Raw genomic sequence first — 22,960 nt, 5'->3', positions numbered from 1 at the left:
ATCTAGAATACATTCAAGCCGCGCATAAGTAGCGCGGCGACCACACCAGACAGGAGTATGTAATGTCCAAGCAACAGATAGGCGTCGTCGGTATGGCAGTGATGGGGCGCAACCTGGCGCTCAACATCGAAAGCCGTGGTTATACCGTCTCTATCTTCAACCGTTCCCGCGAAAAAACTGAAGAAGTTGTTGCCGAGAACCCGGGGAAGAAACTGGTTCCTTACTACACGATGAAAGAGTTCGTCGAGTCTCTTGAAACCCCTCGTCGTATCCTGTTAATGGTGAAAGCGGGTGCTGGCACCGATGCTGCCATTGATTCTCTGAAGCCGTATCTGGACAAAGGCGACATCATTATTGATGGTGGTAACACCTTCTTCCAGGACACTATCCGTCGTAACCGTGAACTGTCCGAGGAAGGCTTTAACTTCATTGGTACCGGTGTTTCCGGTGGTGAAGAGGGCGCACTTAAAGGCCCGTCTATCATGCCTGGCGGCCAGAAAGAAGCGTATGAGCTGGTTGCTCCTATTCTGACCAAAATTGCTGCGATTGCCGAAGATGGCGAGCCGTGCGTAACCTATATTGGTGCCGATGGCGCCGGTCACTATGTGAAGATGGTGCACAACGGTATCGAATACGGCGATATGCAGCTGATTGCTGAAGCCTATTCCCTGTTGAAAGGCGGCCTGAACCTGTCTAACGAAGAGCTGGCTACCACCTTCACTGAGTGGAATGAAGGCGAGCTGAGCAGCTACCTAATCGACATCACTAAAGACATCTTCACCAAAAAAGATGAAGAAGGTAAATACCTTGTTGATGTGATCCTCGACGAAGCGGCCAACAAAGGCACAGGTAAATGGACCAGCCAGAGTTCTCTTGATTTGGGCGAACCGCTGTCGCTGATCACCGAATCCGTATTCGCGCGTTACATCTCTTCTCTGAAAGACCAGCGCGTTGCGGCATCTAAAGTGCTGTCTGGCCCGCAGGCTAAACTGGCTGGCGATAAAGCTGAGTTTGTTGAGAAAGTTCGTCGCGCACTGTATCTGGGTAAAATCGTCTCCTACGCGCAGGGCTTTTCTCAACTGCGCGCAGCCTCCGACGAATACAACTGGGATCTGAACTACGGTGAAATCGCGAAGATCTTCCGCGCGGGCTGCATTATTCGCGCGCAGTTCCTGCAGAAAATCACTGACGCTTATGCTGAAAACAAAGGTATCGCGAACCTGCTGTTGGCTCCGTACTTTAAAAATATCGCTGACGAATATCAGCAAGCGCTGCGTGATGTAGTGGCTTATGCTGTGCAGAACGGTATTCCGGTACCGACCTTCTCTGCAGCGGTAGCCTACTACGACAGCTACCGTTCTGCGGTACTGCCGGCTAACCTGATCCAGGCCCAGCGCGACTACTTTGGTGCACATACGTATAAACGCACCGATAAAGAAGGTGTGTTCCACACTGAGTGGTTCCAAGAGTAACCGTTTTTATTAATAGCCAATAAGTAGAGTTGAATTACTTATTGGCTTAATTAAGTGATGCTGTATTTCTCCATTTTATATATCTGAGTTAATTCTTGCAGTTACTCACTATAAGATCTTGCTAAGCTTAATAGTTTATTTGCTATGCGACAAATACAAAAATGATTGGAATGAGACTAAGTTACACATAATATGGAATTTCAATACTTATATTCAATTCCGCTAGTAAAGTGATTTTATCGCTATTGATATATAATCTTTATAGTTGTATGTTTTTTTCGGGGCATAGCTAATAGTTGGAATATCATGTAAGTTTTCATTGAGTTTACTATAGAGATATTAACTCTCAGTGGGTGATGGTGTTTTCTGGTGTAAACTTCGATAACTTCGTAGATATAGTAAATCTCTCTTCAGTTTTATATGCTGTAGGTGGAGGTAATCCCTATCATAAGCTAAACTCTCAAACCAAAAAATATTGAGGTTTCAATTTCTCTCACTAATTTATTTGTTACCGCTATATGTGCTATTTACCTTTTTGCTATTCCTGTCAGATATTATTCTATGGCCAATAGATACAAATGGGGTGTGGATACTAAGTCTATTTATAGCTTGTATTATATGTGCATCATACCTAGGAATTTATTTAGGCCTAAATGTGAAAGCATTTATATCATCAAAAAATTATGTTTCTGGGCTAAAATAGCAAGGCATTTTTCGACAATAGCAGCGATTCTTTTCACCATTACACTAATGGCGATCTTTATCTATACAGGAAACTCGCTTGGTAATATTTTTGAATTAGCGATTGATCCTCGATTAGCCTATCAGACAATGTTGACATACGAGGCAGAAAAAGGAAGCGGAGATTTTATCTTTACATAATACTCTCCATAATAATGGCTCCTTTGTATTATGCGGTCATTCCCTTAATGGTTATGCGCTGGAAATACTTAACAAGAAAGCAAGTATTCTTTGGGTTTATATTTATATTTGCAATTGGAATGATCTTATTTTTAATCTTCCGAGGTACTGATAGAGAAATTGGTGAGTTAGTCATTCTTCTTGTTAGCATAACGCTTGTATAGATTGCTCAAAAAATTAGAAGTGGCGAGTTTTCGACTTATTAATTTTTTAAGGGTATTCTTAATTCTTATAATTTTGTTTTGTTGTTCTTCATTGTTTTTTTCTTTAGGAAATATGAGCGGTTGAGTGGAGATCTTGATTTTTGTGTTTATAATATTGCTTACGCCAATCAAAACTCCATATTTCATTCGTTTATGTCGGACGAGATATTTTTTCGGTTAGCATGTTACGTCTTATCTACCCCAGGGATATTATGGACTCTACTTAACATTGGAAATGGATCAGTGTTTTATCTTCTTTGTTGGTCATTCTCCATTCCTTGTTTCAGCAATTGATAAACTATTGAATATTGATTTATATAGTTGCTCGCTTATGGGACAACTAAATGGAGTCGGTTGGAGTGATGGTTATACATGGAGTATCAACTATCCATGGTTGGCTAATGATATTTCCTATTATCTTGTTGTTCCTTTTATATTATTAATTTCTCTGTTCTTAGCAATTGCATGGAAGATTGCTGTATTAGAGATTTTTTTTCTGCTGTGATGGTCTTTATATTTTTTTTTATGGTGTCATTTTTCCACTGCGAGCAACCAACTCGCAATTGCACCTGAAATCTATACTGCATTCATAGTTTGGATTGTTATTTTTATTAAGGATGTTAAGTGGAAAAAAACAGTATGACTCTACATTTTATTAAGTTAGGTAGCAGTAACTTAATAAAAATGTTGGTGGGTTTTATATATCTTAAGATTTTATCAAGTTATATTACTCCGGAAGAGTTTGGTAGTTTAGGACAGTTTTTAACCTTTGTCGCTATTGTTTCCATGTTATCTCTGGGAGGAGGAAATAATGGAATGGTTAAATATTTGTCGGAAAATAAAGGAGATTATAATAGTTGGCTTAAGGTTTTTAATCAGAATTTTACAATTATAGCCATTATAAACATTTTACTGTTTTTTATTTTGTTTTTTTTTGCAAATGAATTTTCATTCTTAATTTTCACAAGTGTTTTGCACGCAGACATAATCCGATATTATGCGATAGTGCAGCTTTTTGTTGCTTTTGGTTTATATTCGAATGTGTTTTTTATTAGTAGTGTTGATACGTGGAATAGCAGTCTGCAGACAGTTTTTAACTCAGCTTTATTTTTGATTACTGTATTGATTGGGGTTTTATTCTTTACTGAAAAAAGTTTGATCTATACAGCTATGTTTGTTAATTTATTTATGGGGATATATGGGGTAATATATTTCTTTAAAAAAAGAAAACAATATTGTGGAATTTTTTCATTAACAAGAATAGAGTCTGGGTATGTAAAAAAACTATCCGGTTACGCAATGGTTACTATTTCAGGTGCGGTGCTGTGGCCTGTTTCACAATTTATTTTGAGAAAGGAAATTGGTACTGAATTAGGGTGGGGGGTTGTAGGTTACTGGTTCGCAAGCATAAAAATTTCAGATGCTTATATTCAATTTTTTTCTATATTTTTATTAAGTTATCTATATCCTAAGCTTTCATCTGTAAATAAAAATGACATTAAGGTTAAAAATTTCAAAGGATTCATGGTGTTCTATATACCAATGTTAATTAGTAGCCTTATTGTCGTTTATTTTGGTAGGGATATTATTGTCTGGTTGCTGCTCGGTAAGGAATTTAAGTTAGTAGCAAGCTATGTACAATTACAAATCATTGGTGATGTCATTAAGCTTCTGTATAGTTCTCTTCTGATGTACATACTTTCTTGTGGAAAGGTTAAATATTCTATTACGGTAGAGTTTTTGAATTCTATAGTTTTTATAGGTGCTACTTTGTTTTTAATTTCATATGTTGGGTGGCGAGCTCCATTGATAGGATATGTAATAACTCAAAGTATTACTTTGTTGTATGTATATTTTTATTATGAGAAGGTTCGAAAAATTGAATATACTGATATTGTGCAGTAAAATGGATGTTTCTGGGAAATCACCATGGTTAACTAATGAGTTAATAGAACAATTCAAAACCGAAGGTGATGTAGTGGATGTTATATTTAATGACTGGAGTTCCATTAATGTGGAACAGTCTATAGAATTGCCTGATGGGAGTGTTTTTCTTATTCGTCCAAGAAGTAATAAATATGGTAAATTACATAAGTGGCTTACTTCTGGTGTTGGGATGTGGCGTGATGTGTCACAAAAAATAAATAGAGATAGATATGATTTAATTATTCATTTTTCACCTGCGATGACTTGTGGTTTTCTTAACTGGATTTTTAAAAGAAAATATAAATGCACATCTGTTTTTATACTATGGGACTTTTTCCCTTATCATCACTATCAGATAGGGTTGCTGCCCAAACTGTTACTTAAGCCTTTCTCATTGATTGAAAAATTTTACATCTATAAAAGTGATTTTGTTGGGTTGATGAGTCAGCGTAATATGGAGTATTTCAATAATAAATACCCTGACTATTGCGGTGAAAAGAAAATAATTCCCATATGGGGGCCAAATGAAATATTTCAGGAAAACACATGCCTAAGTTTGATTAAAGAAAAATATCATATTGCTGGTGATGATTTTGTCTGTGTGTTTGGTGGACAATTAGAAGCTGGACGTGGTATTGATAGTATATTAGATATTAAAAAGAATATAAACTCTGATAGAGTTAAGTTTATTATATTGGGAAGTGGTTCATTAAAGTCTGACGTTGAGAAAAGAATCTTTGATGAAAATATTAAAAATGTTCTGTTATATGACTATGTTCCACGTGATGAATATTTGGCGTTGGTGTCAGCATGTCAATTAGGAATAGTTGCTACAGTCGATAATGTTGATGTTCCTACATTTCCATCAAAAACTATTGATTATTTTAGGTGTTCCATTCCCGTTATTTCTTTAGTTGAGGAATCTACTGACTATGGAACGTTTGTTGAGAAAGTAGCCTGTGCTGGATATAGTTTTACCCATAAACAAATTGATGAGGTCGTTAACTGTATACAAACAATGATGAATAATCCCTCCCATTGTAAAGAATTAGGTAAAAATGGTGCGGAATACTATCAGGCGAATTTGGCAGTTAAGTTTATTACTAAGAGATTAAAATCAGCGTTAAATCCCTAAATCATAAAACAATGCCGGAGGAGTCTATAGACTCCCCCTGAATTTATGGAAAATGTTGTCTGAGATGGATTTTATGTCTGGTTCCATGTAGCTGTATCCGCCGGAGAAAAGGATAACCAGCGGCTTCTCGACCTCATCCGTGGCACTTATACGCTGAGAAGTGGAGTTCATGGTTACCGCCGGATCTACGGTGTTCTTTCTGAAATCTGTGAGGTGTGCTGCAGCAACCGTGATGCTTGAGTTACGAGGAAAATAGGATACAGATATACATGGTTATAAGGTGCCTGGCGGACTCCGACTCGACCATCACTTATAGTGTCTAATTGCTTACAGCATGAATTTACTGCTCTGAAGCTTCATCAAGTGAGGACAACCGATATTACTTACATCAGTATCTGGCAGGACTGATTGAATCTGGCCATAGTCATAAATGGTGGGCTGAACGATGAAATCCAAACTGTTACGAGTGCTGTCGTTGGATGCACTTGAATTGCGGTCTGGCGGCGAAAACATCATGGTGTGCAGAGATCAGGGGAATGAGCATGGCCACTGTTCTATTGCGTTAATAATCAGGCACTGAGCATGGGCCGCTGCAGGGAAAATCCTGTACCTGAGTTGTTCTCTGAAAAGAACACATCAGGAAGAAGTTATATAAAATTTGTAGCATGGCCAGTGGATATCTTCGATTACATTGAAGTGTTCTACAACTGTAACCGACGCCATAGTCATTTTGGTGGTGTCAGTATGAAAGCCTTCGGATAGGTATCATCGTGAGCATAGAATAGAACTGTATACCAGAGCGACTGTATTCCACCATTTTCATGATGATTAATGCTACTTTTTAACTTGATTATGGGGAGGAATGGGTGTTCTAACGTTCAAAACCACAGCGCGTAGTTATACAATCACTACCTGCAGATTAATCTGATTTAATCATCCATAATCTCCAGCCCCGAAGTTTATTATCGGCCTTCTTTGTGCCCAAGATGCCGAGGTTCTGTGGTATCGCTGAAATTGCGAACCGTTAATTGGGCCTTAACATCCTCCCGGTAACAGGACTCAACCTTGACATTAACTAGATGTCAGAGTTAAAAAACTAATTCTTGTGATGGTCGATGGACTTTCACCGTGGTTTAACTCAAAAAAGTTTCTATCAAATGAAAATAACTATTTCCGGTACCGGTTATGTCGGCTTATCCAACGGTATTCTGATTGCCCAGCACCATGAAGTGGTTGCTCTGGATATCGTCCCGACTAAGGTTGAGATGCTGAATCAGAAAAAATCGCCGATCGTTGATAAGGAGATCGAAGAATATCTGGCGACAAAACAGCTGAATTTCCGTGCAACGACCGATAAGTATGATGCTTACCGCGACGCGGACTACGTTATCATCGCGACACCGACTGATTACGATCCGAAGACCAACTACTTCAACACCTCCAGCGTCGAGTCAGTGATCCTCGATGTGGTCGAAATCAACCCAAATGCGGTGATGGTAATTAAATCAACGATTCCGGTTGGCTTTACGAACTCCATTAAAGAACAGTTGGGCATCGACAATATATTCTTTTCTCCAGAATTCCTGCGTGAAGGTAGTGCACTGTACGACAACCTGCATCCGTCCCGTATCGTTATTGGTGAACGTTCTGAACGCGCCGAGCGTTTTGCCGCGTTGCTGCAGGAAGGTGCGGTTAAAAAAGACATTCCAACTCTGTTTACCGACTCGACTGAGGCTGAAGCCATCAAGTTGTTCGCTAACACCTATCTGGCGTTACGTGTGGCCTACTTTAACGAACTGGATAGCTATGCAGAAAGCCTTGGTTTGAACTCACGGCAGATTATTGAAGGTGTGTGCCTGGATCCGCGTATCGGTAATCACTACAACAACCCGTCATTCGGTTATGGTGGCTACTGCTTGCCGAAAGATACTAAGCAGTTGCTGGCGAACTATGCGTCTGTGCCGAATAACATTATTGGCGCGATCGTTGATGCGAACCGTACGCGCAAAGACTTTATTGCAGATTCCATCCTGGCGCGTAAGCCCAAAGTGGTCGGCGTGTACCGTTTGATCATGAAAAGTGGTTCCGATAATTTCCGGGCATCATCGATTCAGGGCATCATGAAGCGCATTAAGGCCAAGGGCGTTACGGTCATCATCTACGAACCAGTAATGTCGGAAGATGAATTCTTTCACTCTCGTGTGGTGTGTGACCTGGAGGCGTTTAAGCAGGAAGCCGATGTGATAATCTCTAACCGCATGGCCGATGAGTTGGTGGACGTTGCAAGTAAAGTCTATACCCGTGATTTGTTTGGTAATGACTAAATCTGATCCGACTTTCTTTAATTCTGCCAGATGATTTCAAGGTATGTCTTTTGCGGGTCTTACCAACTTTTAGAAATGACCTCAACGGTTAACGTTGTGGTCATTCTCTTCCGTAGTTGTGTTCAAACGTTTAAAGCCCTGTCAATAGGGCTAGAAAATGCTGAGATTTTGAATAAAGGGTTTCTAAAAGTGGTTTCATTTTTGCTGCTACTTGTTATAACTTTTTAGTGGCTTTAATATCTTGTTATCATGGGCTTATTGAGGTGACAATGAAAAAAATATATGGCGTTGTTGGGGCAGGTGGTTTTGGCCGTGAGGCTATCCCTCTTGTAAAAAAAATGATCGATGATTCAGGGGAAACCTCTGAACTGGTTTTTATTGATGATAACGATGCGCTTGATAAGGTCAATGGTTATAAGGTAATGTCCTTAAAGGACTTCCTTGATTCAGATTTCGAAGAAAAGTTATTCAATATTGCAATCGGCGATAGCCAGATACGCGAAAGAATTTCTGCGGAAATGATCGCCAAGGAGGCCAAAGCCTTCACTATTGCTCATGATAATGTTGTTATTCTTGATAATACAATAATTGGTGAGGGGGCGATATTATGTCCATTCGTTACTGTGACATCAAACGCGAAGATAGGTAAATTCTTCCATGCCAATATTTATTCCTATGTTGCACATGATTGCATTATAGGAGACTACGTTACTTTTGCACCTTCAGTAAAATGTAATGGCAGTGTTGTCATAGAAGATCATGCCTATATAGGGACTGGAGTAGTCATAAAACAAGGTACGCCTAAGCGTCCTATTGTCATTGGAAAGGGGGCTATTGTGGGTATGGGGGCCGTTGTTACTAAGAGTGTACCTCCTGGGGTTACAGTTTTTGGCAATCCAGCTAAGCCTCTTGGAAAGGGATGAACAATGATTAGTAATACTGTTTCAATCGAGGAAATACAAGTTGGCATGAGCGCAAGTTATACTCAAACTATAACTGATGCTGATATCAAAGCGTTTGCTGGAGTATCTGGGGATCATAATCCTGTACATGTCAGCGATACCTATGCTTCAGAATCCAGGTTTGGTAAACGTATTGCGCATGGTTTAATATCAGCAGGTTTCTTTTCTGCATTATTCGGAACCAGATTACCAGGTTATGGTTGTGTATATGCTTCACAAACGCTCAATTTCAAGTATCCTGTTTTTATTGGCGATACGGTACTAGCTACTGTGACTGTAAAATCAGTTGATATAGAAAAGAGAAAGATTACTTTTGATACCATCTGTCAAGTTGGAAGGAAAAAAGTAATTACTGGAGAAGCAGAGATCTATATTCCTGAAAAGAAATGATAGGCATAGTTCAGAGCTTAAATTTGTACTGAATGTAAAAAGACCACTAAGTACAGAGGAGATTTATGATGCTTATCATAAGATAGAATTCAGACCATGTAGAAGAGCAAAAATCCGTTATCCCATAGTGGCTACGGATTTTTGCACAATCAGTGGGGTATTTAGGGATTTAGTAAATACTTAGCTTTAGCATTCATTATGTTACACTTTATAAAACACGCGGTACCAGTCAACAAAGTTCTTCACCCCATCTTTAACCGTGGTTTCAGGTGTAAAACCAATAACATCATACAGCGCTTTAGTGTCCGCGCTGGTTTCCAGTACATCACCAGGCTGTAGCGGTAGCATGTTTTTCTTCGCTTCAATACCCAGCGCATCTTCCAAAGCCTGGATATAGTCCATTAGCTCAACCGGTGAACTATTGCCGATATTGTAGATGCGATAGGGCGCAATGCTGGCTGCTGGCGTGCCTGTTTCAACGGTCCATTGCGTGTCTGTGAGTGGAATGACATCCTGCAGGCGAATGATTGCTTCTGCGATATCATCAATATAGGTAAAGTCACGCTTCATTTTGCCATAGTTATAGACGTCAATACTTTTCCCTTCCAGCATCGCTTTGGTGAACTTGAACAGCGCCATATCAGGACGACCCCAAGGACCGTACACGGTAAAGAAACGCAATCCGGTTGTGGGCAATCCGTACAAATGGGAATAAGTATGGGCCATCAGTTCGTTGGCTTTTTTGGTTGCCGCATAAAGGGATACGGGGTGATCAACGGAATCATCCGTAGAGAAAGGCATTTTGCGATTCAGGCCGTAAACTGAACTGGAGGATGCGTAGAGTAAATGCTGGATTTTATTATGGCGACACCCTTCCAGTATGTTCAGAAAGCCTGTGAGATTTGAGTCTGCATAGGCATGCGGGTTTTCGAGTGAATAACGTACACCAGCCTGTGCGGCGAGATGAATCACACGTTCAAAATGCCCGGATGCGAAAAGTTCACTCATACCCTCGCGGTCGGCTAAATCAATTTTATGAAACTGGAAACCAGGCTGCGCCAGTAATTCCAGACGAGCTTGTTTAAGGCTGACGTCGTAGTAATCGTTCAGGTTATCAATACCGACTACTTGATGGCCAGCCTCAAGGAGGCGTTTGCTAACGTGGAAGCCGATGAAACCAGCGGCGCCCGTAACCAGGTATTTCATGTTTATTCCTCTTTTTGGCCACATAATAGCCAGGCACCAACAGGTGCTACTAAAAAGTGGAATGATACCGTTAGATGGTAAAAAAGCTAATTGTTATATTATTTACACCTACCATTTTTACTGGTCAGAAGGTAAGTATTCACGATATGAATTCAATAAAATGAATTGTAAAGTATAACGATTAGCGGGCATGAAACCTGTGTGTTGATGGTTTTTTGCGCATGAAGATGGTCTTTGAGTATTGACACCTTTGTTTAATCGTATCGTTTTTCAGTAGTGATTGAAATACCAATCAAAATCCCTGAAACAATTTGATTTTTTTATCATTAATCCTATGGCATTACCTCAATTTATAGCTAAACTGATCCCAGTTTAAGTCTTTCCTTATCTAGGGTTTCTATGTCTGTAAGTGATAACAACATGTCCGGACGCAGTCACGATCCGGAACAGATTGATCTGATTGATTTACTGGTACAGTTGTGGCGTGGGAAAGTAACAATCGTTACCGCAATTGTTATTGCCATAGTGCTTGCTGTGGGCTATTTGGCAGTTGCTAAGGAGAAATGGACCTCAACAGCCATTATTACTCAACCGGATGTGGGTCAGATCGCCACATATAACAACGCCCTCAATGTGTTGTATGGTGCCAGTGCGCCTAAGACCACTGAACTTCAGGCAAATGTGATCGGGCGATTCAGCACCTCTTTATCCGCATTGGCTGAAATGCTAGATAATCAGGAAAAACCAGAAAAACTGACGATTGATCAGTCTGTTAAAGGTCAACCACTGCCGTTGGCGATTTCTTATGTGAGTGGCTCACCAGAAGACGCTCAGCGTCAACTGGCTGAATACATTCAACAAACAGATGAAAAGGTTGCTAAAGAGCTGGAGCTTGACCTGGTTGATAATATCAAGTTGCAAACAACCACGATTCAGGACTCTTTGAAAACTCAGGAAGTGGTCGCGCAGGAGCAAAAAGATCTGCGAATTAAGCAAATTCAGGAAGCGCTGCGTTATGCAGAGCAGGCCGGGGTGACTAAGCCGCAAATTCAGCAGACGCAGGATGTGACACAGGACAGTATGTTCCTGTTGGGTAGTGATGCCCTGAAGTCCATGATTGAGCACGAATCTACACGTCCTTTGATATTGTCTGATAACTACTTCCAGACCAAGCAAAAGCTTTTGGATATTGAAAGTCTTAAGCTTGAAGGGGCTGAGTTACACGCCTACCGCTATGTGATGAAACCAACGTTACCGATTCGTCGTGACAGCCCGAAAAAAGCGATTACCCTCGTGCTGGCGGTTCTGCTCGGTGGGATGATTGGTGCCGGTGTGGTGCTGGGGCGAAATGCTTTGCGTGGTTACAAAGCCAAAGCTGAGTAAGTCTAAAGCTGACAACAAAAAACCGGGCAGTGCCCGGTTTTTTCATATCTGCAACTTACTGATGACGCTTACGTAAATTCTCAATCACCGCCGTCAGGTCGAGGTCCTGGTCTTGCAGCAGCACCAGCAGGTGATACATGAGATCAGAAGCTTCATTTGTCAGCTCAAAACGGTCGTTAACGGTCGCAGCCAGCGCGGTTTCTACGCCTTCTTCGCCTACTTTCTGTGCGATGCGTTTGGTGCCGCTGGCATACAGTTTCGCGGTGTAGGAGCTGGCTGGGTCAGCAGTTTTACGTTCGGCCAGCAGTTGCTCCAGCTGATACAGGAACAGCCACTGGTGGCTAATGTCGCCAAAGCAGCTTGAAGTGCCTTTATGGCAGGTCGGGCCAATCGGGTTAACCAGCACCAGCAGGGTGTCGTTGTCGCAGTCAGGCGCAATGCTCACCACATTCAGGAAGTGACCGGAGGTCTCTCCTTTGGTCCACAGGCGCTGCCTGGTCCGTGAGAAAAAGGTCACTTTGCCGCTTTCGATCGTTTTATCCAGCGCCTCCGGGTTCATATACCCCAGCATCAGTACTTCACCGGAAACCGCATGCTGCACGATGACTGGCATCAGTCCGTCGGTTTTTTCCCAGTCCAGCTCGCGGCATTGTTGCTTCGTTAACATATCCTGATCTCCACGCCCTGTGTTGCCAGGTACGCTTTTAATTCGCCAATATTGATAATTTGCTTGTGGAAGACGGAGGCGGCAAGCGCGCCGTCAACGTCGGCATCCCGGAAGGCTTCCAGGAAGTGTTCCATGGTGCCCGCACCGCCGGAGGCAATCAGCGGAACGTGGCAAACATCACGCACTTTTTTCAGTTGCTCCAGGTCATAACCGTTACGTACGCCGTCCTGGTTCATCATGTTCAGGACGATTTCGCCCGCGCCGCGTTTTTGGACCTCCTGCACCCAGTCCAGTGTTTCCCACTGAGTGACGCGGGTACGGCTTTCATCTCCGGTATACTGATTTACATGATATTTGCCGGTTTCGGCGTCATACCAGGTATCAATGCCCACCACGATGCACTGCACGCCAAAGCGATCAGCCAGACGGGTGATAAGTTCCGGTTCGGCCAGCGCCGGGGAGTTGATGGAGATTTTATCCGCCCCAAAGGAGAGAATGCGCGCCGCATCGTCGATGGATTTAATGCCGCCGGCTACGCAGAACGGAATATCAATCACTTCCGCCACGCGTGATACCCAGCTTTTATCCACTACGCGTCCATCGCTGGAAGCGGTGATATCGTAGAACACCAGTTCATCTGCGCCTTCATCGGCATAGCGTTTTGCCAGCGGGACGATGTCACCAATAATCTCGTGATTGCGGAACTGGACGCCTTTTACCACCTGCCCATCACGGACATCCAGACAAGGAATTATGCGTTTTGCCAGCATTGAATGGCCTCCTCAACGGTGAACTTTCCTTCCAGCAGGGCGCGTCCGACGATCACGCCGCGAACTCCGGTCCCGCGCAGGGCCGCTACGTCCTCGATTCCGCCAATGCCGCCAGATGACTGAAATGCCACCTGCGGGTATTTGGCGCACACTTCTTCATACAGCGCGACGTTTGAGCCTGCCAGCGTACCGTCGCGGGAGATATCGGTGCACAGCACGTGCTTCAGGCCGACGGGTAAATAGGTCTCAACCAGTTCTTCCAGTGAAACCCCGGAATCTTCCTGCCAGCCGCTAACCGCCACCTGTTTATTCCCGTGCTCGTCAATACGAACGTCCAGCGCCAGCACCAGTGCGTCGGCACCAAAACGGGAAAACCAGCTTTTGACTTCCTCAGGGGATTTTACCGCCGTCGAACCCACCACCACGCGCGCCACACCTGCGTCAAGAAGCGCCGCCACGTCTGCTTCCGTACGCACGCCGCCGCCAACCTGTACCGGAACATTGACGCCAGCGACCAGCGTTTTGATCAGCGGGATCTGGCGCTGCGCCGGATCTTTCGCGCCGGTTAAATCTACCAGGTGTAGCACTTCAGCACCCTGGGCTGCATAATCCTGCAAACGGGGGAGAGGATCGTTACCGTAATCACGTTGCTTAGCGTAATCGCCCTGATGAAGACGCACCACCGTGCCGTCGATTAAATCTAATGCCGGAATAATCATTACATCTCCAGAAAGTTTTTCAGCAACTGTGCCCCAGCCGCGCCCGAACGTTCCGGGTGAAACTGTACGCCAAAGAAATTGTCCTTTTGTACTGCCGCGGTAAACGGTTCGCCGTAATTGCACTGGGCGATGGTCCACGGGTTTACCGGCATAGCGTAGCTGTGTACAAAGTAGAAATAGGCGCCATCTTCAATGCCCTGGAACAGACGATTTCCCGCCTGCGGATAGACGCGATTCCAGCCCATATGCGGCAGCGGCAGACCGAAATCGGTCATCTTCGGGACGTCCTGCTCAATAATGCCCAGTAGGGAGACACCGTTACTCTCTTCGCTGCGGCGGCCCAGCAGTTGCATACCTAAACAGATCCCCAGTACCGGTTGAGTACAGGCTTTTATCAGTTCAATCAGTTCGCGCTCGTGCAACTGGTCCATAGCCGCCTGCGCGGTGCCTACGCCCGGCAGAAATAGTTTATCGGCGCGCAGCACCACGTCCGGGTCACGACTGACAACAGGATCGTATCCGTGGCGTGCGACGGCGGATTTTACCGAATGCAGGTTGGCGCAACCGGTGTCCAGAATCACCACGTTCATTACAGCACTCCTTTTGAGGAGGGCAGCGTGTCGCCTTCTACACGAATCGCCTGACGCAGCGTACGGCCAAAGGCTTTAAACAGGCTCTCCACACGGTGGTGGTCATTTTTGCCTTTGGTTTTCAGGTGCAGGGTGACGCCCATAGTGTAAGAAAGTGAACGGAAGAAGTGTTCGATCATCTCCGTGCTCAGATCGCCAACGCGCTGGTAGGTAAACTCCGCGCGGTACTCCAGGTGTGGACGGCCGGAGATATCCAGCGCGCAACGTGCCAGACACTCATCCATCGGCAGCACAAAACCAAAACGGTTGATGCCGCGTTTATCGCCTAACGCCAGCTTTAAGGCTTCGCCCAGCGCCAGACCGGTATCTTCAACGGTGTGGTGATCGTCTATATACAGATCGCCCTTGACGGCAATCTCCATGCGAAAACCGCCGTGGGTGGCGATTTGATCCAGCATGTGGTCAAAGAAGCCAACGCCGGTATTGATTTTGCTGCGGCCTTCGCGGTCCAGCCAGACTTTGACGTCAATCTGCGTTTCTTTAGTATTACGCTCAACGTGTGCGTAGCGGTCACGTTTGGTCAACTGCTCGCCGATCATCGCCCAGTTCAGGGTATCGCGATGGTAACGCAATCCGCTAATGCCCATGTTTTCCGCGAGCTGAATATCGGTCGCCCGATCGCCAATGACGTAGCTGTTCGCCATATCCATGGCCTGTTCAACCAGATACTGTGCAACCAGCTTCACTTTTGGCTTACGGCAATCGCAATCGTCCGCTGGCAGGTGCGGGCAAATCAGTACCTCATCAAACTTCACGCCCTGAGAGGTGAAAATTTGCATCATCAGGTTATGCGGACCGTCAAAATCAGCCTGCGGGAAACTCTGGGTTCCGAGTCCATCCTGGTTAGTGATCATAACCAGCTTAAAACCTGCTTTTTGCAGTTTCAGCAAAACGGGAACAACTTCCGGCTCGAAGGCGAGTTTGTCAAAGCGATCGACCTGAAAGTCACTTGGCGGTTCGGAAATCAGGGTTCCATCACGGTCAATAAAAAGATACTTCTGGCTCATACTTGCTCCGCACGTAAGGCGTCAATGACGCGCTGGCTCTCTTCACGGGTTCCGACAGTAATTCGCAGGCAGCCGCTTAACGAAGGTTGTTTATTCTGATCTCGTAAGATAATGCCCTGATCCCACAAAGATTTAAATACACTGCTTGATGCGGTGAAGCGCGCCAGAACATAGTTGGTTTCAGAATCGAATACCTGCTCTACACAGCGAATTGTTTTCAGGTTATCTACCAGATACTGACGCTCTTCCAGGATCTGCTCTACGCGTTTACGCATGGCGGAAATCCCTTGCGGCGTCAGCGCTTGGGCGGCGATATCTGCCACCGGCGTAGAGAGCGGGTAAGGGGCAATCACCTTCAACAGCAGATTGATAACCTCTTCATTCGCCAGCGTAAACCCGCAGCGTAAACCGGCGAGAGCAAACGCTTTGGACAACGTGCGTAATATCACCAGATGCGGATACTCAGACAGCCAGCCTGCCAGCGTGGCCTGCGGGCAAAACTCAATATAGGCCTCATCAGCGACCACAATAGCTTTACCCTGCGTCATGTCGAGCAGTGAACGCAGATCCTGCGGGTTAATCAGCTGGCCGGTTGGGTTATTAGGGCTGCAAACGTAGACCACCTTCACGCCATCAAGCTTGTCCGCGATGCCTTGCAAATCAAGTTGCCAGTTATCAAGGGTTGGAGCGGTGCGGCATTCGACGCCAATCGTTTCGGCGCTGACGCTGTACATGCCGTAAGTCGGCGGGCAGTAGAGAATGGCATCTTTACCGGGTTCGCAAAACGCGCGCACCAGCAGTTCGATCCCTTCATCTGCGCCGCGGCTGACCAGCACCTGCTCCGGTTTGACGCCAGCATACTGCGCGTAATTCTCAATCACCGCTTTCGGCTGGCATTCCGGGTAGCGGTTCAGCGTTTGCTGACTGAGCTGGAACTCAACGGCGGTGGGGTACTCATTCGCGTTGAGCCAGACATCGCCGTTACCGCCGAGACGACGGGCAGACTGATAGGGCGTTAATTCGCGAACATTCTTACGGGCTAAATCAGTGACGCTGAGAAAGTTGTCAGTGCTCATGCTTGCTCCTTCAGGGCGTTAACGCGCAGGGTGACGGCATTTTTGTGGGCAGTCAGTCGTTCAGCAGCGGCCAGTGTTTCAATGGTTGAGGCCAGGGCAGAGAAACCTTGTGGGGTTAATTCCTGTACGGTCATCCGTTTCTGGAAATCAGCCAGCCCAAGGCTTGAGCAGGTCGCGGTATAGCCGTAGGTCGGAAGAACGTGGTTGGTGCCAGAAGCATAGTCGCCTGCGGATTCCGGCGACCAGTCACCGAGGAACACCGAACCGGCGCTGGTGATCTCATCAACCAGTTCACGCGCGTTGCGGGTCTGAATAATCAGGTGTTCCGGACCGTAGGCGTTAGATATTTCAACGCACTGCGCCAGATCTTTCGCCACGATTAAGCGGCTGGCGGAGAGAGCCTGACGTGCGGTCTCAGCGCGGGAAAGCTCAGCGAGCTGGCGTTCAACGGCTTTGGCAACGCCTTCGGCAAGCGTAGCGTCTGGCGTCAGGAGAATAACCTGCGAGTCGGGGCCGTGTTCTGCCTGAGAAAGCAGGTCAGAGGCAACAAAGTCCGGCGTCGCGCCGCTGTCGGCGATAACCAGCACTTCTGACGGGCCTGCAGGCATGTCGATGGCCGCGCCGTCAAGACGCTGGCTGACCTGGCGTTTGGCTTCGGTCACATACGCATTGCCCGGCCCGAAGATTTTATCGACCTTAGGAATAGATTCGGTGCCCAGCGCCAGCGCGGCAATAGCCTGCGCACCGCCCACATTAAACACCTCTTTTACGCCACACAGCTGCGCGGCGTAGAGGATTTCATCGGCAATCGGCGGCGGTGAGCACAGTACCACTTTTTTGCAACCGGCGATGCGCGCCGGGGTCGCCAGCATTAATACGGTGGAAAACAGCGGCGCCGAACCTCCAGGAATATACAGGCCCACGGAAGCGATAGGGCGGGTAACCTGCTGGCAACGCACGCCTGGCTGGGTCTCGATATCCACCGGTGGCAGGATCTGCGCGGTGTGGAAAGTATCAATATTACGCACCGCCGCCTGCATGGCTTGTTTCAGTTCGTCGCTCAGGCGACTGCTGGCTTGCTGGATTTCTTCCTCGGTCACGCGCAGCGCGCCAACCTCGGTTTTATCGAACTTTGCGCTGTATTCACGCAGCGCCCGGTCGCCGTTATTTTTGACGTTCTCAAGGATCTCGGCCACCGTACGGCTGATGCTTTCAGAGGCGGAAATCGCCGGGCGCATCAGCAGTTCGCGCTGCTGCTCAGGGCTATAGCTATTCCAGTCAATCAGGGTATTGAAGCTCATGGTCGTTACTCCATTATCGGGTGTTGCCGGATGGCGGCGCTGCCTTATCCGGCCTACAAAACCCGTAATATCAATGATTGTGACAATTCTTGTAGGCCTGATAAGCGAAGCGCCATCAGGCATCAGATCACTCCATCATCTTCTCAATCGGCAACACCAGAATTGAGCTGGCACCGAGCGCTTTCAGTTTTTCCATTGTTTCCCAGAACAGGGTTTCGCTGCTGACCATGTGCATGGCAACACGCTGCTGGTCGCCTGCCAGAGGCAGAATGGTAGGGCGCTCAGCGCCGGGCAGCAGGGCGATGACCTCGTCCAGACGCTCGCTCGGCGCGTGCATCATGATGTATTTGGATTCACGGGCCTGAATAACCCCCTGGATACGGGTTAGCAGTTTGTCGATCAGTTGTTGCTTGGCTTCGGCCATTTCGCCGTCGCGCTGAATCAGACAGGCTTTAGAGCGGTAGATCACTTCTACTTCGCGCAGACCGTTGGCTTCAAGCGTTGCGCCGGTGGACACCAGATCGCAAATCGCATCAGCCAGACCCGCACGGGGAGCGACTTCTACTGAGCCGTTTAACAGACAAGATTTAAACGAAACTCCTTTCTGATCGAGATAACGTTTGAGCAGGTGTGGGTAAGAGGTCGCGATACGTTTACCGTTCAGCGCTGCCGGACCATCCCAGGCTTCATCAACCGGGGTAGCCAGCGAGAGACGGCAGCCGCCGAAGTCCAGACGGCGCAGAGTAAAATAGCGAGGGTCTTCACCCTGTGCCCGGCGGTTGAGCAGTTCCTCTTCCAGAACGTTTTCCCCGATGATGCCGAGGTCAACGACACCGTCCATCACCAGACCGGGGATATCGTCATCACGCACGCGCAGAATATCGATCGGCATGTTCTCCGCCATCGCAATCAGGCGCTGGGTGTGAAGATTAATTTTAATGCCGCAACGGGCCAGTAATTCGCGTGAATCATCGCTTAAGCGGCCTGATTTCTGCATAGCTATGCGTAAACGGGTGTTGTCTAACATTCTTTATTCCTCGTTATCCTGTCTGAATCAGTTTGGGTCACGCACAAAAAAAAAGCCCCCGGAAGAAATCTTCCGGGGGCTTTCTCATACGCTCATGCACCGCTGGAAGATTTAAACGTCTCCCAGCACACATCGCCTGAAAGACTAGTCAGGATGATGGTGATGATGGTGTTTGAATTGAGCGCGTGTCATAAATTTTCTCGATGAATGTTTATTCATTTGATGTCTTTTAACCTAAACCACTTTAGCTACGGAAAGCAAGGGCTTTTTTTGATCATTAATTCATTTCATATTGATACTATGAATTGTCAGCCACCGTGGGCTGGCGTAGCCTTGCGTTATAGGCCAAAAGTCAGGAGAGAAGGCATGAAAAAGGTCGCAATTGTCGGGTTAGGTTGGTTAGGCATGCCGTTAGCCATGTCGCTGGCGGCGAGAGGCTGGCAGGTTACCGGCAGCAAAACCACATTGGATGGGGTGGAAGCGGCCCGCATGAGCGGTATCGAGAGTTATTCGCTGCGCCTGGAACCTGAACTGGTCTGTGAGGCTGACGATCTCGATGCACTGATGGACGCCGATGCGCTGGTTATTACGCTGCCTGCGCGTCGTAGCGGTCCTGGGGAAGCATTTTACTTGCAGGCAATGCAGGAGCTGGTCGACAGCGCGCTGGCGTATCGGATCCCACGAATTATTTTTACCAGTTCGACGTCAGTCTATGGTGACGTTCAAGGCACAGTGAAAGAGGGGACGCCGCGTAATCCGGTCACGGCGAGCGGTCGTGTCCTGAAAGAACTTGAAGACTGGTTGCACAATTTGCCAGGCACGTCGGTGGATATTTTGCGTCTGGCCGGGTTGGTCGGTCCGGGAAGACATCCTGGTCGCTTCTTTGCCGGCAAGACGGCACCAGACGGACATCATGGCGTCAATCTGGTGCATCTGGACGATGTGGTTTCTGCCATCACGTTACTGCTGCAAGCGCCTAAAGGGGGACACATCTATAATATATGTGCGCCTATGCATCCGGCGCGTAACGTGTTCTATCCGCAGATGGCCCGCCAGTTGGGGATGGAGCCGCCGGAATTTCGCGGCGGTACGGATAACGGTAAAGGTAAAGTCATTGATGGCAACCGTATTTGTAATGAGCTTGGGTTTGAGTACCAGTATCCTGACCCGCTGGTGATGCCGATGGAGTGACAATCCAGCAGAGTGCCGCTGTATACCGCCAGGGGGCGAGTATGAAACCACTGCTGGACGTTCTTATCATCCTCGATGCATTAGAAAAAGAGGGCAGTTTCGCGGCGGCGTCGGCAAAATTGTTTAAGACGCCGTCTGCGCTCAGCTACACCGTCCATAAGCTGGAAAGCGATCTTAATATTCAGCTACTCGATCGCAGCGGACACCGGGCTAAGTTCACCCGCACCGGGCAGATGCTGCTGGAAAAGGGGCGGGAGGTGCTGCACACCGTCCGCGAACTTGAAAAGCAGGCGATTAAACTTCACGAAGGCTGGGAGAATGAACTGGTTATTGGCGTAGATGATACGTTTCCCTTTTCACTGCTGGCCCCACTCATCGAATCTTTCTATCAACACCACAGCGTGACGCGCCTGAAATTTATCAATGGCGTGCTGGGCGGCTCCTGGGATGCCCTGACTCAGGGCCGGGCGGATATTATCGTTGGCGCCATGCATGAACCCCCTGCAGCGAGTGAATTTGGCTTTGCACGGCTCGGGGTTTTGGAACAGGTGTTTGTGGTTGCGCCGCATCACCCGCTGGCGCAGGAACAGGAACCGTTAAATCGTCGTACCGTTCGCCGTTTTCGCGCCATTGTGGTGGGGGACAATGCGCAGCATGCCAACGTCTCAGGCTCCCAGGTGCTTGACGATCAAGAAGCCATTACCGTTTTTGACTTCAAAACCAAGCTGGAACTGCAAATCAGCGGTCTGGGATGTGGCTATATTCCGCGCTACCTGGCGCAGCGATTTCTGGAGAGCGGCGCACTGATTGAGAAAAAAGTGGTCGCGCAAATTGTCTTTGAACCCGTGTGGATAGGCTGGAATGAACAGACCGCCGGGTTGGCCAGTGCCTGGTGGCGGGATGAGATTTTAGCAAATAGTGCTATTGCGGGGGTGTATGTTAAAACGGCTGCTGATAAATCAATCAGTTAAGAAAAAATATTCTTTTGTGGCTACTTCAATCTCTTGTTATTTCTCCCCAATTTAGGGCAAAATACGCCGCTTGCAAAAAATGACATTAACCGACGTTTTAATACGCGTCGGTTATTTTTTTGCATCAAACCAATCATTCATAAAAGAGGCCGGGCTTCGTACCGGATAGATACTTACTTAAAAATCGACAGTTGTTGTCGCTGAGGATTAACAAAAAATGGGGCAATTTTTTGCTTACGCGACGGTTTTCGCCGTAATGGGGGATAACCATGTCGCATAACGCTACTCCAAACACCTCTCGCGTGGAATTACGTAAAACGCTTACGCTGGTTCCGGTTGTCATGATGGGCCTTGCCTATATGCAGCCGATGACGCTGTTCGATACATTCGGTATCGTATCAGGAATGACCGATGGTCACGTCCCGACAGCTTACGCCTTTGCACTGATCGCCATCCTCTTTACCGCACTGAGCTACGGTAAACTGGTGCGTCGCTATCCGTCTGCAGGCTCTGCCTACACTTACGCCCAGAAATCCATTAGCCCGACCGTTGGCTTTATGGTGGGTTGGTCATCACTGCTGGACTACCTGTTCGCTCCGATGATCAACATTCTGTTGGCAAAAATTTATTTTGAAGCCCTGGTGCCGTCGATACCGTCATGGATATTCGTGGTGGCGCTGGTGGCCTTTATGACCGCCTTTAACCTGCGCAGCCTTAAATCCGTTGCGAATTTCAACACCGTAATCGTGTTGTTGCAGGTGGTGCTGATTGCAGTGATCCTCGGCATGGTCGTTTATGGCGTGTTCGAAGGGGAAGGTGCCGGTACGCTGGCGAGCAGCCGTCCGTTCTGGTCAGGTGATGCACACGTGATCCCGATGATCACGGGCGCTACGATCCTGTGCTTCTCGTTCACCGGTTTTGACGGTATCAGCAACCTGTCAGAAGAAACCAAAGACGCTGAGCGTGTGATCCCGCGTGCGATTTTCCTGACCGCGCTGATTGGTGGCCTGATCTTTATCGTCTCCACCTATCTGTTGCAGCTGTACTTCCCGGATATCTCGCGCTTCAAAGATCCAGACGCTTCACAGCCGGAAATCATGCTGTACGTCGCCGGTAAGTTCTTCCAGGTTGGCGCGCTGATTTTCTCTACCATTACCGTACTGGCGTCCGGTATGGCGGCGCATGCTGGCGTAGCGCGTCTGATGTACGTGATGGGGCGTGACGGCGTGTTCCCGAAAAGTTTCTTCGGTTATGTACACCCGAAATGGCGTACTCCGTCTATGAACATCATTCTGGTTGGTGCGATTGCTCTGCTGGCAATCAACTTCGACCTGGTGATGGCGACGGCGCTGATTAACTTTGGTGCGCTGGTGGCGTTTACCTTCGTTAACCTGTCGGTGATCTCCCAGTTCTGGATCCGTGAGAAGCGTAACAAGACGCTGAAAGACCACTTCCAGTATCTGTTCCTGCCGATGTGCGGTGCGCTGACCGTTGGTGCGCTGTGGGTGAATCTGGAAGAGAGCTCAATGGTTCTGGGTCTGATCTGGGCCGGTATCGGTCTGATTTACCTGGCTTGTGTGACCAAAAGCTTCCGCAACCCGGTACCGCAGTACGACGAAGATGTCGCGTAATAACAGCATTTAACTAAAAAAAACGGAG

General features: G+C 47.1%; 20 protein-coding genes, 1 pseudogene and 1 other annotated feature. Of the genes and pseudogenes, 11 read left to right on the top strand and 10 right to left on the bottom strand.

Annotated features, from left to right (window positions below; translation table 11 throughout):
• The first annotated feature begins 62 nt into the window (after window positions 1-62).
• The 6 genes from gnd to OGX83_RS15430 all read left to right on the top strand — a co-directional run bounded on the left by gnd (window position 63) and on the right by OGX83_RS15430 (window position 9,333).
• The gene (gene gnd / locus OGX83_RS15455) at window positions 63-1,472 is read left to right on the top strand and encodes an NADP-dependent phosphogluconate dehydrogenase (protein ID WP_286588459.1); all 1,410 of its coding nucleotides are present in this window, start codon (window positions 63-65) and stop codon (window positions 1,470-1,472) included.
• A gap of 1,748 nt (window positions 1,473-3,220) precedes the next feature.
• Window positions 3,221-4,501: an oligosaccharide flippase family protein gene (locus OGX83_RS15450; protein ID WP_286588458.1), complete on the top strand. Its 1,281-nt coding sequence runs from the start codon at window positions 3,221-3,223 to the stop codon at window positions 4,499-4,501.
• 1 nt (window position 4,502) lies between these two features.
• Window positions 4,503-5,657: a glycosyltransferase family 4 protein gene (locus tag OGX83_RS15445; RefSeq protein ID WP_071445363.1), complete on the top strand. Its 1,155-nt coding sequence runs from the start codon at window positions 4,503-4,505 to the stop codon at window positions 5,655-5,657.
• A 1,157-nt stretch (window positions 5,658-6,814) separates the two neighbouring features.
• Window positions 6,815-7,981, top strand: coding sequence for a UDP-glucose 6-dehydrogenase (ugd, locus tag OGX83_RS15440; protein ID WP_071445414.1), 1,167 nt, complete (start codon window positions 6,815-6,817; stop codon window positions 7,979-7,981).
• 269 nt (window positions 7,982-8,250) lie between these two features.
• The gene (locus OGX83_RS15435; protein ID WP_071445365.1) at window positions 8,251-8,904 is read left to right on the top strand and encodes an acetyltransferase; all 654 of its coding nucleotides are present in this window, start codon (window positions 8,251-8,253) and stop codon (window positions 8,902-8,904) included.
• 3 nt (window positions 8,905-8,907) lie between these two features.
• On the top strand, window positions 8,908-9,333 hold the full coding sequence (locus OGX83_RS15430) for a MaoC family dehydratase (RefSeq protein ID WP_286588455.1): 426 nt from the start codon (window positions 8,908-8,910) through the stop codon (window positions 9,331-9,333).
• 201 nt (window positions 9,334-9,534) lie between these two features.
• Here the strand turns inward: OGX83_RS15430 and OGX83_RS15425 are convergent, their stop codons facing one another.
• Entirely contained in the window at window positions 9,535-10,539 is a 1,005-nt protein-coding gene (locus OGX83_RS15425; RefSeq protein ID WP_286588452.1) for an NAD-dependent epimerase, read from the bottom strand.
• 399 nt (window positions 10,540-10,938) lie between these two features.
• Here OGX83_RS15425 and wzzB point away from each other — a divergent pair, with 399 nt between their 5' ends.
• Window positions 10,939-11,922: an LPS O-antigen chain length determinant protein WzzB gene (wzzB, locus tag OGX83_RS15420; protein ID WP_071445370.1), complete on the top strand. Its 984-nt coding sequence runs from the start codon at window positions 10,939-10,941 to the stop codon at window positions 11,920-11,922.
• A 55-nt stretch (window positions 11,923-11,977) separates the two neighbouring features.
• Here wzzB and hisIE read toward each other — a convergent pair whose 3' ends face one another.
• The 9 genes from hisIE to hisL all read right to left on the bottom strand — a co-directional run bounded on the left by hisIE (window position 11,978) and on the right by hisL (window position 19,331).
• Window positions 11,978-12,589, bottom strand: a complete 612-nt coding sequence (hisIE, locus tag OGX83_RS15415) for a bifunctional phosphoribosyl-AMP cyclohydrolase/phosphoribosyl-ATP diphosphatase HisIE (RefSeq protein ID WP_286588450.1) — start codon at window positions 12,587-12,589, stop codon at window positions 11,978-11,980.
• Entirely contained in the window at window positions 12,583-13,359 is a 777-nt protein-coding gene (hisF, locus tag OGX83_RS15410) for an imidazole glycerol phosphate synthase subunit HisF (RefSeq protein WP_019077116.1), read from the bottom strand. Before hisF ends, hisIE begins: the two co-directional genes overlap by 7 nt.
• A complete protein-coding gene (hisA, locus tag OGX83_RS15405; protein ID WP_057067501.1) occupies window positions 13,341-14,078 on the bottom strand; it encodes a 1-(5-phosphoribosyl)-5-[(5-phosphoribosylamino)methylideneamino]imidazole-4-carboxamide isomerase in 738 nt (245 codons plus the stop codon). The genes hisF and hisA overlap by 19 nt, the downstream gene beginning before the upstream one ends.
• A complete protein-coding gene (gene hisH, locus OGX83_RS15400) occupies window positions 14,078-14,668 on the bottom strand; it encodes an imidazole glycerol phosphate synthase subunit HisH (protein ID WP_001103544.1) in 591 nt (196 codons plus the stop codon). The genes hisA and hisH overlap by 1 nt, the downstream gene beginning before the upstream one ends.
• The gene (gene hisB, locus OGX83_RS15395; RefSeq protein ID WP_286588448.1) at window positions 14,668-15,735 is read right to left on the bottom strand and encodes a bifunctional histidinol-phosphatase/imidazoleglycerol-phosphate dehydratase HisB; all 1,068 of its coding nucleotides are present in this window, start codon (window positions 15,733-15,735) and stop codon (window positions 14,668-14,670) included. The genes hisH and hisB overlap by 1 nt, the downstream gene beginning before the upstream one ends.
• Window positions 15,732-16,811 (bottom strand): histidinol-phosphate transaminase, encoded by a 1,080-nt coding sequence (gene hisC, locus OGX83_RS15390; RefSeq protein WP_071445374.1) that lies wholly within the window; start codon window positions 16,809-16,811, stop codon window positions 15,732-15,734. Before hisC ends, hisB begins: the two co-directional genes overlap by 4 nt.
• Complete coding sequence (hisD, locus tag OGX83_RS15385; protein ID WP_048235082.1) at window positions 16,808-18,112, bottom strand: histidinol dehydrogenase; 1,305 nt, start codon at window positions 18,110-18,112, stop codon at window positions 16,808-16,810. The genes hisC and hisD overlap by 4 nt, the downstream gene beginning before the upstream one ends.
• A gap of 127 nt (window positions 18,113-18,239) precedes the next feature.
• On the bottom strand, window positions 18,240-19,139 hold the full coding sequence (gene hisG / locus OGX83_RS15380) for an ATP phosphoribosyltransferase (protein ID WP_003834191.1): 900 nt from the start codon (window positions 19,137-19,139) through the stop codon (window positions 18,240-18,242).
• A gap of 46 nt (window positions 19,140-19,185) precedes the next feature.
• Window positions 19,186-19,308: a sequence feature (His leader region), on the bottom strand.
• Window positions 19,284-19,331 (bottom strand): his operon leader peptide, encoded by a 48-nt coding sequence (gene hisL, locus OGX83_RS15375; RefSeq protein WP_100250077.1) that lies wholly within the window; start codon window positions 19,329-19,331, stop codon window positions 19,284-19,286. It overlaps the preceding feature by 25 nt.
• A gap of 174 nt (window positions 19,332-19,505) precedes the next feature.
• Here hisL and OGX83_RS15370 point away from each other — a divergent pair, with 174 nt between their 5' ends.
• From OGX83_RS15370 to plaP, 4 genes and pseudogenes are all read left to right on the top strand, one after another.
• Entirely contained in the window at window positions 19,506-20,330 is an 825-nt protein-coding gene (locus OGX83_RS15370) for an SDR family oxidoreductase (RefSeq protein ID WP_008785162.1), read from the top strand.
• 41 nt (window positions 20,331-20,371) lie between these two features.
• Window positions 20,372-21,356 (top strand): annotated as a pseudogene (locus OGX83_RS15365) (LysR family transcriptional regulator).
• 162 nt (window positions 21,357-21,518) lie between these two features.
• Window positions 21,519-21,581 carry a membrane protein YoeI gene (gene yoeI, locus OGX83_RS22805; protein ID WP_099045591.1) on the top strand — a complete coding sequence of 21 codons (63 nt, stop codon included), beginning with the start codon at window positions 21,519-21,521 and terminating at the stop codon, window positions 21,579-21,581.
• Window positions 21,571-22,932, top strand: coding sequence for a putrescine/proton symporter PlaP (gene plaP, locus OGX83_RS15360; RefSeq protein ID WP_003834188.1), 1,362 nt, complete (start codon window positions 21,571-21,573; stop codon window positions 22,930-22,932). The genes yoeI and plaP overlap by 11 nt, the downstream gene beginning before the upstream one ends.
• Window positions 22,933-22,960: the final 28 nt, after the last annotated feature.

The organism is Citrobacter sp. Cpo074 (genome assembly GCF_030332745.1).
Classification (GTDB): domain Bacteria; phylum Pseudomonadota; class Gammaproteobacteria; order Enterobacterales; family Enterobacteriaceae; genus Citrobacter; species Citrobacter portucalensis.
The sequence above is the reverse complement of the archived record's forward strand: the minus strand, read 5'-3'. Positions and strand labels throughout refer to the sequence as shown.

Bases quoted from the DNA above. Each gene is read 5' to 3' on its own strand.
- plaP (WP_003834188.1), top strand. From the start codon at position 21,571: ATGTCGCATAACGCTACTCCAAACACCTCTCGCGTGGAATTACGTAAA.
- ugd (WP_071445414.1), top strand. From the start codon at position 6,815: ATGAAAATAACTATTTCCGGTACCGGTTATGTCGGCTTATCCAACGGT.
- hisIE (WP_286588450.1), bottom strand. From the start codon at position 12,589: ATGTTAACGAAGCAACAATGCCGCGAGCTGGACTGGGAAAAAACCGAC.
- hisH (WP_001103544.1), bottom strand. From the start codon at position 14,668: ATGAACGTGGTGATTCTGGACACCGGTTGCGCCAACCTGCATTCGGTA.
- wzzB (WP_071445370.1), top strand. From the start codon at position 10,939: ATGTCTGTAAGTGATAACAACATGTCCGGACGCAGTCACGATCCGGAA.
- OGX83_RS15430 (WP_286588455.1), top strand. From the start codon at position 8,908: ATGATTAGTAATACTGTTTCAATCGAGGAAATACAAGTTGGCATGAGC.
- hisC (WP_071445374.1), bottom strand. From the start codon at position 16,811: ATGAGCACTGACAACTTTCTCAGCGTCACTGATTTAGCCCGTAAGAAT.
- OGX83_RS15435 (WP_071445365.1), top strand. From the start codon at position 8,251: ATGAAAAAAATATATGGCGTTGTTGGGGCAGGTGGTTTTGGCCGTGAG.
- hisF (WP_019077116.1), bottom strand. From the start codon at position 13,359: ATGCTGGCAAAACGCATAATTCCTTGTCTGGATGTCCGTGATGGGCAG.
- hisB (WP_286588448.1), bottom strand. From the start codon at position 15,735: ATGAGCCAGAAGTATCTTTTTATTGACCGTGATGGAACCCTGATTTCC.
- gnd (WP_286588459.1), top strand. From the start codon at position 63: ATGTCCAAGCAACAGATAGGCGTCGTCGGTATGGCAGTGATGGGGCGC.
- OGX83_RS15445 (WP_071445363.1), top strand. From the start codon at position 4,503: ATGGATGTTTCTGGGAAATCACCATGGTTAACTAATGAGTTAATAGAA.
- hisD (WP_048235082.1), bottom strand. From the start codon at position 18,112: ATGAGCTTCAATACCCTGATTGACTGGAATAGCTATAGCCCTGAGCAG.
- OGX83_RS15425 (WP_286588452.1), bottom strand. From the start codon at position 10,539: ATGAAATACCTGGTTACGGGCGCCGCTGGTTTCATCGGCTTCCACGTT.
- hisG (WP_003834191.1), bottom strand. From the start codon at position 19,139: ATGTTAGACAACACCCGTTTACGCATAGCTATGCAGAAATCAGGCCGC.
- OGX83_RS15370 (WP_008785162.1), top strand. From the start codon at position 19,506: ATGAAAAAGGTCGCAATTGTCGGGTTAGGTTGGTTAGGCATGCCGTTA.
- hisA (WP_057067501.1), bottom strand. From the start codon at position 14,078: ATGATTATTCCGGCATTAGATTTAATCGACGGCACGGTGGTGCGTCTT.